Source organism: Microlunatus antarcticus (assembly GCF_014193425.1).
GTDB classification, from domain to species: Bacteria; Actinomycetota; Actinomycetes; order Propionibacteriales; family Propionibacteriaceae; genus Microlunatus; species Microlunatus antarcticus.
The window spans coordinates 2,556,355-2,569,877 of sequence record NZ_JACHZG010000001.1; the positions used below are offsets into that span (position 1 = coordinate 2,556,355).

12 protein-coding genes and 1 tRNA gene are annotated in these 13,523 nt (G+C 71.1%); 4 read left to right on the forward strand and 9 right to left on the reverse strand.

All coding sequences use genetic code 11. The annotated features are described in order from the left end of the window. Positions 1 to 9: 9 nt before the first annotated feature. The 7 genes from prfA to lysA form a co-directional block, all read right to left on the reverse strand. Entirely contained in the window at positions 10 to 1,089 is a 1,080-nt protein-coding gene (gene prfA / locus FHX39_RS11930) for a peptide chain release factor 1 (RefSeq protein WP_183338696.1), read from the reverse strand. Positions 1,090 to 1,180: 91 nt separating this feature from the next. Continuing rightward, the gene (gene rpmE, locus FHX39_RS11935) at positions 1,181 to 1,402 is read right to left on the reverse strand and encodes a 50S ribosomal protein L31 (protein ID WP_183338698.1); all 222 of its coding nucleotides are present in this window, start codon (positions 1,400 to 1,402) and stop codon (positions 1,181 to 1,183) included. Positions 1,403 to 1,524: 122 nt separating this feature from the next. Next, positions 1,525 to 3,768, reverse strand: coding sequence for a transcription termination factor Rho (rho, locus tag FHX39_RS11940; RefSeq protein ID WP_232530617.1), 2,244 nt, complete (start codon positions 3,766 to 3,768; stop codon positions 1,525 to 1,527). Between the two features lie 286 nt (positions 3,769 to 4,054). Further along, positions 4,055 to 4,942 carry a homoserine kinase gene (thrB, locus tag FHX39_RS11945; RefSeq protein ID WP_183338703.1) on the reverse strand — a complete coding sequence of 296 codons (888 nt, stop codon included), beginning with the start codon at positions 4,940 to 4,942 and terminating at the stop codon, positions 4,055 to 4,057. Between the two features lie 27 nt (positions 4,943 to 4,969). Beyond that, positions 4,970 to 6,088: a threonine synthase gene (gene thrC, locus FHX39_RS11950; protein ID WP_183338705.1), complete on the reverse strand. Its 1,119-nt coding sequence runs from the start codon at positions 6,086 to 6,088 to the stop codon at positions 4,970 to 4,972. After that, the gene (locus tag FHX39_RS11955) at positions 6,085 to 7,446 is read right to left on the reverse strand and encodes a homoserine dehydrogenase (RefSeq protein ID WP_183341329.1); all 1,362 of its coding nucleotides are present in this window, start codon (positions 7,444 to 7,446) and stop codon (positions 6,085 to 6,087) included. Before FHX39_RS11955 ends, thrC begins: the two co-directional genes overlap by 4 nt. A 224-nt stretch (positions 7,447 to 7,670) precedes the next feature. Further along, entirely contained in the window at positions 7,671 to 9,071 is a 1,401-nt protein-coding gene (lysA, locus tag FHX39_RS11960; RefSeq protein WP_183338707.1) for a diaminopimelate decarboxylase, read from the reverse strand. Between the two features lie 179 nt (positions 9,072 to 9,250). Here lysA and FHX39_RS11965 point away from each other — a divergent pair. The 4 genes from FHX39_RS11965 to FHX39_RS11980 all read left to right on the forward strand — a co-directional run bounded on the left by FHX39_RS11965 (position 9,251) and on the right by FHX39_RS11980 (position 11,022). Further along, positions 9,251 to 9,325, forward strand: a tRNA-Arg gene (locus tag FHX39_RS11965). 142 nt (positions 9,326 to 9,467) lie between these two features. After that, entirely contained in the window at positions 9,468 to 10,142 is a 675-nt protein-coding gene (locus FHX39_RS11970) for a hypothetical protein (protein WP_183338709.1), read from the forward strand. Between the two features lie 50 nt (positions 10,143 to 10,192). Beyond that, the gene (locus FHX39_RS11975; protein ID WP_183338711.1) at positions 10,193 to 10,453 is read left to right on the forward strand and encodes a hypothetical protein; all 261 of its coding nucleotides are present in this window, start codon (positions 10,193 to 10,195) and stop codon (positions 10,451 to 10,453) included. A 74-nt stretch (positions 10,454 to 10,527) separates the two neighbouring features. Then, positions 10,528 to 11,022 carry a hypothetical protein gene (locus FHX39_RS11980; protein ID WP_183338713.1) on the forward strand — a complete coding sequence of 165 codons (495 nt, stop codon included), beginning with the start codon at positions 10,528 to 10,530 and terminating at the stop codon, positions 11,020 to 11,022. A gap of 265 nt (positions 11,023 to 11,287) precedes the next feature. Here the strand turns inward: FHX39_RS11980 and FHX39_RS11985 are convergent, their stop codons facing one another. Together FHX39_RS11985 and FHX39_RS11990 are read right to left on the reverse strand one after the other, a co-directional pair. Further along, positions 11,288 to 12,202, reverse strand: coding sequence for a hypothetical protein (locus FHX39_RS11985; protein WP_198423369.1), 915 nt, complete (start codon positions 12,200 to 12,202; stop codon positions 11,288 to 11,290). 98 nt (positions 12,203 to 12,300) lie between these two features. After that, positions 12,301 to 13,209, reverse strand: coding sequence for an endonuclease/exonuclease/phosphatase family protein (locus FHX39_RS11990; RefSeq protein ID WP_183338717.1), 909 nt, complete (start codon positions 13,207 to 13,209; stop codon positions 12,301 to 12,303). Positions 13,210 to 13,523: the final 314 nt, after the last annotated feature.

Consider the following 13,523-nt stretch of genomic DNA (forward strand, 5'->3'; position numbering starts at 1 on the left):
GCTCCCCCGTCAGGTCGGTTCGCCGACCGCGGCGAGGCGGGCGGCCGTGTCCGCCTCCTGCAGCGCCGTGACGACGGGCTGCAGCTCGCCGTTGAGGACCTGGTCCAGGTTGTAGGCCTTGAAGCCGATCCGGTGGTCGGAGATGCGGTTCTCGGGGTAGTTGTACGTCCGGATCCGCTCCGAGCGGTCGACCGTCCGGACCTGGCTGCGGCGGGCCGCGGAGGCCGAGCTCGCGGCCTCCTCCTCGGCGGCGGCGATCAGCCGGGCCCGGAGCATGCGCATGGCCTGCTCGCGGTTCTGCAGCTGGGAGCGCTCGTTCTGCATCGACACGACGATGCCGGTCGGCAGGTGCGTGATGCGGACGGCCGAGTCGGTCGTGTTGACGCCCTGGCCGCCGGGGCCGGAGCTGCGGTAGACGTCGATGCGCAGGTCGTCGGGGTTGATCTCGACCTCGGTCTCCTCGACCTCGGGCATCACCAGGACGCCGGCCGCGGAGGTGTGGACCCGGCCCTGGGACTCGGTGACGGGGACCCGCTGCACGCGGTGCACGCCGCCCTCGAACTTGAGGACGCCGTACGGCATCTGGTCCGGCTCGCCGAGGCTGGCCGCCTTGATGGCGGCCGTCACCGTGCGGTAGCCGCCGAGGTCGGTCTCCTGGGCGTCCAGGACCTCGACCTTCCAGCCGCGCAGCTCGGCGTAGCGGGAGTACATCTTCAGCAGGTCGCCGGCGAAGAGGGCCGACTCCTCGCCGCCCTCGCCGGACTTGATCTCGATCAGGGCGTCCGCGGAGTCGTTGGGGTCGCGCGGGGCGAGCAGCCGGGTCAGCCGGTCGACGACGGGGACGATCTGCCGCTCGAGCTCGTCGGCCTCGGCCGCGAACGTCGGGTCCTCGGGCGCGAGCTCTCGCGCGGCGGTGAGGTCCTCGTCGAGGCGGTGGTACTCGTCCAGACCCTTGACGATCGGCGTCAGCTCGGCGTAGCGCCGACCGACCCGACGCGCCTTGGCGAGGTCGGTGTGCGTCGAGGCGTCCGCGAGCTGGGCCTCGAGCTGCGCGAACTCCTCACGCAACGGCTCTGCTGACTCGAACACCGGATCTCCTCCACTCGCACCGCATCACACCTGGCGAACGCATGAGCGCCGGGAGCGAGGACGTCGTCCCCGCTCCCGGCGCTCGGTGGAGCTAAGCCTTCTTCGCAGCCTCGGAAGCGGCGTAGCGCTTCTGGAACCGGGCGACGCGGCCGCCGGTGTCGAGGATCTTCTGCTTGCCCGTGTAGAACGGGTGGCAGGCCGAGCAGACGTCGACGCGCATGGTCTCGCCACCGGTGCTCTTGGTCGTGAACGTGTTGCCGCAGGTGCAGGTGACCTGGGTGTCCGCGTACGCGGGGTGGATGTTGGCCTTCATGTGGGTCTCCTTGTTGTTGGACCGGGTCGCCAGACGGGCGTGAACCGGCACCGAGGATCAATCTTGCCGTACGGGCTCTACAACGCCAAAGGGCGGGATTTAGTCCCGCCCTGCGACGCTCGTCAGGCGGGCATGGATTTCGTGATCGCGACCATGAAGTCGCGGTTGCTCTCGGTCTTCTTGAGCCGGTCGAGCAGCGTCTCCAGGCCCTGGAGGCTGTCGAGGCCGCCGATGACGCGGCGCAGCTTCCAGACGATGTTGAGCTCCTCGCGGGACATGAGCAGCTCCTCGCGGCGGGTGCTCGAGGCGTCGACGTCGATGGCGGGGAAGATCCGCTTCTCGGCGAAGTCGCGGCGCAGCCGGATCTCGGAGTTGCCGGTGCCCTTGAACTCCTCGAAGATCACCTCGTCCATCTTCGAGCCGGTCTCGACCAGCGCGGTGGCGAGGATGGTGAGCGAGCCACCGTTCTCGATGTTGCGCGCCGCACCGAGGAACCGCTTCGGCGGGTAGAGCGCGGCCGAGTCGACACCACCGGAGAGGATGCGGCCCGACGCCGGGGCGGCGAGGTTGTACGCGCGACTCAGGCGGGTGATGCCGTCGAGCAGCACGACCACGTCCTTGCCCGCCTCGACCAGGCGCTTGGCCCGCTCGATCGCGAGCTCGGCCACCGTGGTGTGGTCACCGGCGGGCCGGTCGAAGGTCGAGGCGATGACCTCGCCCTTGACGGTCCGCTGGAAGTCGGTGACCTCCTCGGGACGCTCGTCGACCAGGACCACCATGAGGTGGACCTCGGGGTTGTTGGCCGCGATCGCGTTGGCGATGGCCTGCATCATCATCGTCTTGCCGGCCTTGGGCGGGCTGACGATGAGGGCGCGCTGGCCCTTGCCGATCGGCGCCATCAGGTCGACGATGCGGGTCGCGAGCTGGGTGGAGGTGGTCTCCAGCTTGAGCCGCTCCTGCGGGTAGAGCGGGGTCAGCTTGGCGAACTCGGGACGGTTGCGCGCCGCCTCGGGGTCGCCGCCGTTGACGGTCTCGAGCTTGACCAGCGGGTTGAACTTGGCCTTGCTGTCGCCCTCCTTGGACTGACGCAGCTGACCGGTCACGACGTCGCCCTTGCGCAGGCCGAACTTCTTGACCATGGCGAGCGAGACGTACGCGTCCTCGGGGCTGGGCAGGTAGCCGCTGGTCCGGACGAACGCGTAGCTGTCCATCACGTCGAGGATCCCGCGCGCCGGGGTGAGCACGTCGTCGTCGGAGACCGTCGGCTCGTTCTCGTAACCGCGCTCCAGGCCCGCGCCACCGCGACCCGTGGTGCGGGGGTTACGGGTCTGCCGGTCCCGGCTGCGACGGCGCCGCCCACGACGACCGCCGCCGTCCTCGTCGTCGTCGTAGCGGTTCTGCTGGTTGTTCTGGCCCTGGTTGTTCTGGCCCTGGTTGCCCTGGCCGTTGCCGTTCCGGTTGCCGCCGTCACGCTGCCGGTCGCCGTTGCCGCCGTCGCGCTGGCCCTGGCGGTCGTCCTGCTGGCGGCCGTTCTGCCGGTCGTCCTGCTGACGCCCGTTCTGCTGGCGGTCGTCCTGCTGACGGTTCTGGTCACGGTTCTGGTCACGGTTCTGGTCGCGGTTCTGGTCACGGTTCTGGTCGCGGTTCTGGTCGCGGTTCTGGTCGCGGTCGCGCTGGCCGTCGCGGTTGCGCTGACGGCGCTCGCCGTTCTCGTTGCCGTCACGGTCGTTGTCGTCGCGGTCGTTGTCGTCGCGTCGACGCTCGGAACGCTCCGGGGAGCTGTCCTGGCGGGCGGACTCCTGGCCGGAACCGTTCGCGTCGGCCTGCGCCGGGCGGTCCGCCGGCTCGGACGTCTCGCGAGCAGCCTGCGGTGCCTTCTCGCGCAGCTCGTGCAGGGCGTTGGCGATGTCGTCGCCGCGGCCGGTGTCGCTGGCCCGGGACTCGGCACGAGCCTCCGTACGCGTCTCGCCGCCGTCGGACGCCGTCGGCTCGCCGGCGGCCCGCGTCGCGGAACGACGCCGGCGGGAGCCGCCCTCGGGCGCGTCGCCCGAGCTGCTGCCCCCGTTGGAGCTGCCACCGTTCGTGCCGCCCCCGGTGGAGGAGCCCTCGTTCGCGGAGCCCCCGGTCGGGGCGCCGCCGGACGAGCCCCCGTTGGAGGAGCCGCCCGTCTGCGCGCCCTGGATGGCGGAGATCAGCTGGCCCTTGCGCATGGCGCCGGTGCCCTTGAGGCCCAGCGAGCTGGCGAGCTGCTTGAGCTCGGGCAGCACCATCGAGTCCAGCCCGCTCCCACGACGCTTGCGGGCGCCGCCCTCGGCGGGGCCGTCGCCAGCAGCCGCGGAGGCTTCGCTGATCAAGGTGTCGGTCAAAGTGTGTCCTTTCGGAGCGGGCCGCTCGTGGCGTCCCAGTCCCGGGCCGGGTGTGATCACCTCGGCCGGTGGTGTGTGAGGCCCTCCCTCAACCGGCTGCCCGTCGGGGGCGCGTTGTGGCTGTGGGAAGTGACGCAGTGCTTGACACGGTTGGCGTCGCGCCATCGGGGGCGCCGCACGACCAGTACTACGGGTGCGCTGGATCTGACCTCGGCCAGACCGGAGATGCACCGGCTGTGTCGAACACGTTCAGGCTAGCACTGTCGTGGCCCGATCACGTCGCACCTCACAACGCGTGCGCGGGTCGTCCGATTCCCAGGCGTCGGAAGCGGGTGCCCGGCTCGGCAACCTCCAGACCCCGCAGGTCGGCCTCGGTCCCGAGGACGACGACCGACGGACCCGCGCCGCTGATCGCCGCGGCGAAGCCGGCCGCGCGGAGCCGGGCCATCAGGGCGTAGGCCTCCGGCATGGCCGGCTCGCGGTAGCGCTGGTGCAGCCAGTCCTGCGTGCCGGCGTGCAGCAGGTGCGGGGCCTCGGCGACGGCGTGGACCAGCAGGGCGGCCCGTCCCGCGTCGGCCGCGGCGTCCGCGTGCGGCACCGTCGTCGGCAGCAGCCGGCGCGCCGCCCGCGTCTCCACCGCGACCTCCGGCACGACGACCGCCGCCCGCAGATCGTCGTGGACCCGGCCCTGCACCACCGCGACGTGCTCGCCGTGCCCGTACGCGAGCACGAAGCCGCCATGGATCGCGGCGGCGACGTTGTCGGGGTGGCCCTCGACCCGGTTCGCGTGCCGCAGCACCCAGGCGCGGTCCTCCGCCCGCCCCGCCAGCGCCCGGGCCGCCACCAGCCCGGCCACGATCGCGGCGGAGGACGACCCCAGCCCCCGGCCGTGCGGGATCGTGTTGTGGCCGCGCAGCGCGAGACCCGGGGCCCGGAAGCCGAGGTCGTCGAGACCCTCGGTCACGCAGCGCACGACCAGGTGGGTCTCGTCGCGCGGCAGGACGTCGCTGCCCTCGCCGGTCACGTCGACCGTGACACCGGACTCGACGACCTCGATCTCGACGGTCTCGCGCCAGTCGAGCGCGAGGCCGAAGCAGTCGAAGCCGGGACCCAGGTTGGCGCTCGTCGCGGGCGCCTCGACGGTGACGCGCGTGCCCGGCTCGAGCGTCCTCACCGGCCGCCCCGGCTCACGCGGCCCGCCTCACGCGAGCAGGCCGCACACCGCGGCGACGGCCGTCAGGTCGGGCGAGACGACCTCGGCCCGGACCGGGCCCCGGCCGGCGAGCGCGGTGTCGATGTCCTTCAGCCCGTGGCCGGTGACCGTGACGGTGATCTGCTGACCGGGCTCGAGCTCCCCCGTACGCCGCTTGGCCAGCAGCCCGGCGACACCCGCGGCCGACGCCGGCTCGACGAAGATGCCCTCGCGCGCGGCGAGGAAGGACTGCGCGGCCAGGATCTGCTCGTCGGTGACCATGTCGATCAGCCCGCCCGACTCGTCGCGCGCGGCGATGGCCTGGGCGGCCGACGCCGGGTTGCCGATCCGGATCGCGGTCGCGACCGTCTCGGGGTCCAGCACCGGGTGGCCGAGCACCAGCGGCGCGGCCCCGGCGGCCTGGAAGCCCCACATCCGCGGCGTCCGGGAGGCGATCCCGGCCGCGTGGTACTGCGTGTAGCCGCGCCAGTAGGCGGTGATGTTGCCGGCGTTGCCGACCGGCAGGACGTGCAGGTCGGGCGCGTCGCCGAGGACGTCGACGATCTCGAAGGCTGCGGTCTTCTGCCCCTCGATCCGGATCGGGTTGACCGAGTTGACCAGCGCGACCGGGTAGTCGTGGGACAGCTTGCGGGCCAGCTCGAGGCAGTCGTCGAAGTTGCCGTCGACCTGGACGACCCGGGCCCCGTGCACGATCGCCTGGGCGAGCTTGCCGGTCGCGATCCGGCCCGCCGGGAGCAGCACGATCGTCTCGAGACCGGCCTTCGACGCGTACGCCGAGGCCGAGGCGGAGGTGTTCCCGGTCGAGGCGCAGACGACGGCCTTGGCGCCGCTGCCCGCGGCCGCGGACAGGGCGAGCGTCATCCCGCGGTCCTTGAAGGAGCCCGTCGGGTTGGCGCCCTCGACCTTGACCCAGGTCTCGCACCCGAGCTCGTCGGAGAGCCGTTCGGCCAGGACCAGGGGCGTGCTGCCCTCGCCCAGCGTGATCACCGGGTCGGTGTCGGCCAGCGGGAGCCAGGCGCGGTAGCGCGAGATCACCCCGGCGGTGGCGCGGAGGGCGATCGGAGCCTGCTCCGGCCCGGCCGCGACGTCGGCCACGGTGTCGGTCATGCCTCTCCCTCCACACGCATCACGCTGGTCACGTCCCGGACGGACGGCAGGTCGCGCAAGGCCTCCACGGTCGCACTCAACGCGGAGTCGCGGGCGCGGTGGGTGACGACGACGAGCTGCGCGTCGGCGCCGCGCCCGTTCTGCCGCACGGTCTGGATGGAGACGTCGTGCTCGGCGAAGACCTGGGCGACCGAGGCGAGCACGCCCGCGACGTCGGCCACCTCGAGGGACAGGTGGTAGCGGGTGGTCACCTCGCCGATCGGCGACACGCGCCGTGCGGCGTAGCTGGACTCCCCCGGCCCGAGCGCCCCGCGGACCCGGTTGCGCGCGACCGTCACGAGGTCGCCGAGGACCGCGCTCGCGGTCGGCGAGCCGCCCGCGCCGGGGCCGTAGAACATCAGCCGCCCGGCCGAGCGCGACTCCACGAACACGGCGTTGTACGCGCCGCCGACGGCCGCCAGCGGGTGCGTGCGCGGGATCATCGCCGGGTGCACGCGGACGGAGACGCTGCGGCCCGAGCCGTCCGCGGCCTCGTCCGAGAGCTGGCACAGCGCGACGAGCTTGACGACGCAGCCGATCTCGCGGGCCGAGGCGATGTCCGAGGACGACACGTCGGTGATGCCCTCGCGGTAGACGTCGGCGGCCGTCACGCGGGTGTGGAAGGCGAGGCTCGCCAGGATCGCGGCCTTGGCGGCGGCGTCGAAGCCCTCGACGTCGGCGGTCGGGTCGGCCTCGGCGTACCCCAGCTCCTGCGCCTCGGCGAGGGTCTCGGCGAATCCCGCGCCATCGGTGTCCATCTTGTCGAGGATGAAGTTCGTCGTGCCGTTGACGATGCCGGTCACCGCGGTGATCTCGTCGCCGACCAGCGACTCGCGCAGCGGCCGGATGATCGGGATCGCCCCGGCGACCGCGGCCTCGAAGTAGAGGTCGACGCGGTGACGCTCGGCGGCGGCGTACAGCGTCGCACCGTCCTCGGCGAGCAGCGCCTTGTTGGCGGTGACGACCGAGGCCCCGTTCGCCAGGGCCTCCAGGATCAGCGCGCGGGCCGGCTCGATGCCGCCGATGACCTCGATGACGAGGTCGACGTCGGGCCGGCTCACCAGCGCGTGCGCGTCGGTGGTGAACAGCGCGGGGTCGAGGCCCGGGCGCTCACGGTTGGCCCGCCGTACGGCGATGCCGACCAGCTCGAGCGGCCGGCCGACCCGCGCGCGGAGGTCGTCGGCCTGCTCCACGATGAGCCGCGCGACCTCGGAACCGACGGTTCCGCAGCCCAGCAGCGCCACCTTGAGCGGACGGCCGGCGTCGAGCGCCGGGGCCTCGCTGGAGCGGGGCTCCGCCGAGGGTCGTACGTCCGTCACTGTCACCGAGGATCTCCTGCACCGGGTTGGCGCCGCCCGAGGGTCGCGGCGCAGCAATTGTTCCGCATCGGGGCCCTGCCCACATCCCTTGTTCCACAGTCCGGCGGGGACGAGCAGTCCTGCGGCGGGTCCTTCTCGCGGAAAGTGGTCGGTCCGGGCCGCTTTCTTCGCCGGATCCGGGCCCGGACCGACCACTTTTCCGGTGCGGGAACGAAGCCCCCGGGCTAGCCGACGTCGAGGGCCAGGAGGTCGTCGAGCGTCTCGCGCCGGACGAGGGTGCTGATCACGCCGTCGCGGACGGAGACGACGGGCGGGCGCGGGACGTGGTTGTAGTTGCTCGCCATGCTCCGGCTGTACGCGCCAGCCGCCGGCACGGCGATCAGGTCACCGGGCGCGACGTCGGCGGGCAGGAACTCGTCGCGGACGAGGATGTCGCCGCCCTCGCAGTGCTTGCCCACCACGCGGGCCAGCGTCGGCGGCGCGTCCGAGCGCCGTGAGGCGAGGGTGGCGGAGTACTCGGCGGCGTACAGGGCCGTCCGGATGTTGTCGCTCATCCCGCCGTCGACGGCGACGTAGAGCCGGCTCGCTCCCCCGTCGAGCTGCACGCGCTTGACCGTGCCGACGGTGTAGAGCGCGAAGCCGGCCGGGCCGCTGATCGCGCGGCCGGGCTCGATCGAGAGCTGCGGGACCGCGATGCCGAGCGCGTCGCACTCGGTGCGGACGATCCGGTTCAGCGCCGCGGCCAGGTGCGCAGGGGTGGCCGGCGTGTCCTGGCTGGTGTACGCGATGCCGAAGCCCCCGCCGAGGTCGAGCTCGGGCAGCTCGAGACCGTACGCCGCCGCGAAGTCGGCGTGCAGCCGCAGCGTCCGCCGCGCCGCCACCTCGAACCCCTCGGCGTCGAAGATCTGCGAACCGATGTGGGAGTGCACGCCCACGAGGTCCAGGCGCGGGTCGAGGTGGCAGAGCTCGAGCGCCTCGGCCGCGGCCCCGCCGGCGATGGAGAACCCGAACTTCTGGTCCTCGTGCGCGGTGGAGATGTACTCGTGGGTGTGGGCCTCGACGCCGGTGGTGACCCGCACCATCACGCGCGGTCGCACCCCGAGCTCGCCGGCCAGGTGCCCCAGCCGCCCGATCTCGTCGAACGAGTCGACGATGATCCGCCCGACGCCGGCCTCGAGCCCCTGCCGGAGCTCGTCGACGCTCTTGTTGTTGCCGTGCAGCCCGACGCGGGTGAGGTCGACCCCGGCCCGCTGCGCGACCGACAGCTCCCCGCCGGTGCAGGTGTCCAGCCCGAGGCCCTCCTCGGTCACCCAGCGCGCGACCGCGGTGCACAGGAACGACTTGGCCGCGTAGTAGACGTTCCAGCCCTCGAACGCCTGGGCGAAGGCGCGGGCCCGCGCCCGCAGGTCGGCCTCGTCGATCACGTACGCCGGCGTCCCCACCTGCTCGGCGATCTCGGCGACGTCGAGCCCGGCCGCGGTCAGCACGCCGTCGTGGTCCTTGCCGACCCCCGCGCTCCAGAGGCCGGGCAGCAGCGCGTTGACGTCCTCGGGCACGCCGAGCCAGCCGGGCGCCCGAGAGGCGGCGTCGGCGTGGATCGAGCCGGCGACGTGGGTGTGGGTCATGGGATCGCGGTTCCTCGGGGGCTCGGGCGGCGGGCGCGGGTCGTCCGCAGTCGATCACGGGTGATCACGGGTGATCACGGATGATCACGGAACGCGACCAGGTCGGCCGCACTGGTACATTCTTCTCTGGTCCCAGGCCGGGACGCGCAGCTGGCAGCAGCACGAGACGCGCGACCCGAGCCCCCGTAGCTCAGGGGATAGAGCACCGCCCTCCGGAGGCGGTGGCGCAGGTTCGAATCCTGCCGGGGGCGCCAGCGTCACACCTAGTCAGGTGCCGTTTGGCGCATGGGGAGGCCCAAGCCGTGCAACACACGTGCAACATCCTCGCTCTCCACGTTGAGCCTGGCCTCCTGGCTGGTCCCGCACATGTCGCCTGAAGACGACGAGCTGTTCCACGTGGTCGAGTTCGACATCACCCCGAATGCGGACGGGACCCCGGCGACGATCATCGCCCTCGGCGTTGGTCGCACGCCGAACCCCCAGCACCGTGACGCCGAAGCACTCAAGGACGCCGAGACGGCCTACATGCTGCTCGTGGCGGGGATCATGGAAGCCGAGGGGCGACACACCGGCCAGGGCACGACGACGGGCAACGGCAGTCCGTGGGACTTCGAGCTGACCTACCCGGACGGTCGCAGAGGGCTCGGTGACCACGTGCTCTACACCGACCCCAACACAAACGAGGCGCCTGAGCAGGCAGCGTTCATGATGCGCCACGCCGCCGCCTGGGATCCTGACGGGGACTTTCGAAAGGTGCTCGCTTCGCCGGCGGTCGCCAAGCACATCCGGCGGCTGACGGCCTGGCACAGCGACCCCGACGTCTCGCTCGACGAGTCGCACCTCGTGATCGAAACTCACAGCGTGGTCCCCGCAGTCGAGCTGATCGACGTCTGGGAGCACCAGGCGGGGCACGCTCTCGAACCGCTCCGCTCGACGTTGACGCGCGACGAGGTCGGGGACGTCACCTACATCTGGGTCGTCACGGAGCGCTCGCCGAACATGATGGTGCTGGCACACGGGCTCTGGGTACCCGTCGCCTTCGGGGAAGACGTGCTGCGGGAGTCCGAGTAGCCGATGCGGTGTCGGCGCTGTCGAAGCGCTGAGCAGTGGGATGCTCGAGCATGCCTAGCAGCACCCCGCCGCCGCCCAAGCCATCGTTCTGGCCCGACACCGCAGAGGGCGTCCTCATCCTGGTGCTTGGCGTCGCCGGCCTCGTCATGATCGTCGTCGGGCTGTTCCTCGGCGGGCCGCTACTGCCGGTGCTCATCGGTCTCGTGATCGTGGTCGCCTTCCTGATGGGCGGCAACCTCAGTGTCTTCAGCGTCGGCAAGCGGGGGCTGAACATGCAGAGCCGGGCGTCGTCGCAGCGCCGCACCCGCTGAAAGGGCTACCTCCGTCGCAAGATCGGCGTCGCCGGGGCTAGCCTGACCTCCCCTTCCCCCGAGAGGACACCGTCGTGAACGTGACAGAGGAGTACAAGACAGCCATCAGGGAGCTGCGAGCGGCACTCGGTGCTGACTCCGAGATGGTGCCGGTCGCGGCGCTCAACCAGGTGCTTGCCACTACCGAGATGGCGCCCATCGTCACCGCCGACACGAAGGTTGAGCACGGCGACCACACCAAGACGAGCGGTTCCTACTTCGTCCTGACGAAAGCTCTCGCGCTCATCGGCCAGTGGAAGGACGCGAAGCCGACCACCGACCCTGACGCGGGCGCGTACGAGCTCACCGTGAAGAGAAGGTCTGCTCTCCAAGACCTGAGCATCAGCTCTGCCTCAGGCACCCCGTGGGTGGGTACACAAGGGCAGGTACGTCCCTGGTCGCTCGACGGGGGCGCCACGCTCACCGCTGAGTACGAAGGCACCGCTTCCGTCACGTTCCCGATGGGTTCGGCTTCCGCTGACGACACCGAGCGTCTGCTCAAGGAGCTCGTGGGAGACCTCAGCCGCTGAGCGGGGGGACAAAGACAGCGCCGACGCCTTTGCGCTAGCTCGAGGCAGAACCTACCGTCGAGGTACTTCGAGCTTGGTGATGTGCAGTGCGCCGGTCGTTGCTGCGACGACGGACGGCACGATCAGGAGGGCGCTCAGCCCACGGTCGGAAATCGCCAGGTAGGACAGGACTCCGAACGTGAGCCCGATCAGCAGGAGCGCCAGACCTGCCACGTCGAGGCGGCGCTGCGGACGCTGCTCGGGTGCAGGGCGGTGCGGACGGGGGCTATGCGTCATTGTCATGAGCTGCCCTCCTGTGTTCTAAGACCTCGAGCACGGTCCACGTCCGCGTGGTCCGACCGTTCTTCTCAGTCGCGTTCTCGCGGACACGCAAGTTGAAGATGTCTGTCTTGCGGATCGCCAGACCGCCGGCCACGAGGGCCAGGAAGTCTGCGTCCTCAACGGTAGCGTTCCGCTTCACCTCGGCTGTCTTGACCCGCCAGTTGTCTGGGCGGTCGAAGTCGATGGCCGACATCTGAGCCTCGGTCTCGAAGACGTTCTCCGTTTCTTCGACCTCGTCCTCCGGGCGCGCCGCGTCGTAGTCGGGCCTGGTCAGCGTGAAGTCGTCGGCGTCCTCGCCCTCATCCGTCTCCGTCTCGGCGTCGGCCTCGATGGCGGCGACCGGCGGCGGGCTCTGCACCTGCACCTGTGTCACCCGGGAGTCGCTCAGCGGAGCCATGATCTGCCTGAGCTGCTTCTTGCGTCGGCGCTTGCGCTTGTTCAGCTCTTCCCAGACCGCCTCCGGGACCTCTTCGTAGGTGTCGTCCGACCAAGACAGGCCGACCTTCCCGTTGTCGAGGCTGTGATCCACGGCCTTGACGGTGGCCCGCGCCGACTTCGACGACCAGTAGATGATCTGGCTGACCGTGGGCACCCCTGCGTACTCGAGCGATGTCTTGATGCCGTCCTGGTTGTCGTGCACGAACCGCACGACCTCGATGAGGAACGAGCCCTCCTGAGCGGGCCGCACGAGCACCTCGGACCCTGCCGGCCCGTCGCCGAACGCACCGGCCTTGACGAAGTCGCCGGTCAGCCCCACGAGACCTTGGAGCACCTCGGCGACGTGGGAGGCACGGAGCTCGTGCAGCTTGGTGCCGTCCTCGTCCTCCCCCTCAAATCGCAGGGTCAGGGTGTCGACCACGCCGGCTGCCGGCTCCGTTGCCATGGCGGAGAACCTACAACGGCGGACTGACGAAACGCTGTCTGCGCCACGACCGACGAGGCGGCGAACCGACCGGATCAGGAGAACGCGACCCCGACCACGAGCACCCGGTGATCGCTCGCGTACGTCGGCGCGGTGTCGACGGTGCGCCGGCTGGTCAGGGTGATGCGTCCGGCTGCCTGAGCGGCAGGGCTGACCGCGACGACGTCGAGCGCTAGACCGGGCAGGTTGCGCCCGTAGTCGTGCCACGACGGCACGTCCGACCCGTACTCGTCCCACCCGGCGCAGGCGAGCTGCGAGCGCGGGCCGGGCTCGTCGCACGGCGTCTCGCCGGGCGGCGTCGAAGCGTTGAGGTCGCCCGCGAGCAGCCGCACCTTGCCGTCCATCTTGGCGAGCGCCGCCCGCATCTGTAGGTCACGCGCCTCAGGGTTGCCGCTCGAGAGGTGCGTCATCGCGACGCTGAGCATCGGGTCGGTGCCGGTCACCTTGCGGGAGAAGCCGACCTGTAGCAGCCGGCGACCGGTGTAGCCGCCGTCAGGGTCGCCGGGCAGCGTGGTCGTCGAGAGCTTGCCGGGTGACCACTTGCCGGAGTCGTAGAGCCACCCGGTGCGGTTCTGCGAGGTGTTGTCGCCGCCGATGTGCTCCCACTGCGAGCCCATCAGGTGAACGAGGTCGTCGAGCATCTGCGTGTCGCACTCGGTCAGCGCGTAGAGCGACGCCTTGACCTGACCACGCAGCAGGTCCGCAAGGCGCTGAGCGCGGATGTAGCGGCGCGACGAGCCGCTGCCCTTCGCCCACGTCAGGTCGACGCCGTCGACGCTCTCGCCGGCGGTGTAGCCCTGCCAGTTGCAGTTCAGCTCGGCGTACGTCGTCGCGTAGGTGGTCGCGGCGCTGGCCGGCGCTGCCGGCAGCAGCGTGAAGAGCAGGGCGCCGACCAGGGCGAGGACGGCGGGCAGTCGGGGGGTGGGGACGCGCGGGTGTGCCACGACGGGACCTCTCGGTGGAGATGAGAGGTCCGCGGGGACAAGCCGCTACCTTCGCGGAGTCAGCCGCCTGACTCGAAGAGCGTGGAAGGAGGATTCGGGACACGGGTTGTCACCCGTCGTACTGGCCGCATCAGGAGCGACCCCAGGTCCCTAGTCGTTGACCTGCCGCTGTCGTGCGGTGGTTTCTTCGACGGGTGTCGAGCAAGATCAATTCTGCCGAACGGCTGAGCCGTCTGCGCGAGGATTGTTCGGATGGCCCTCGACGGCCCCCGTCGGGCGACTGGCGCGGCGTCGAGTCGACCGTTCTTGTCGGA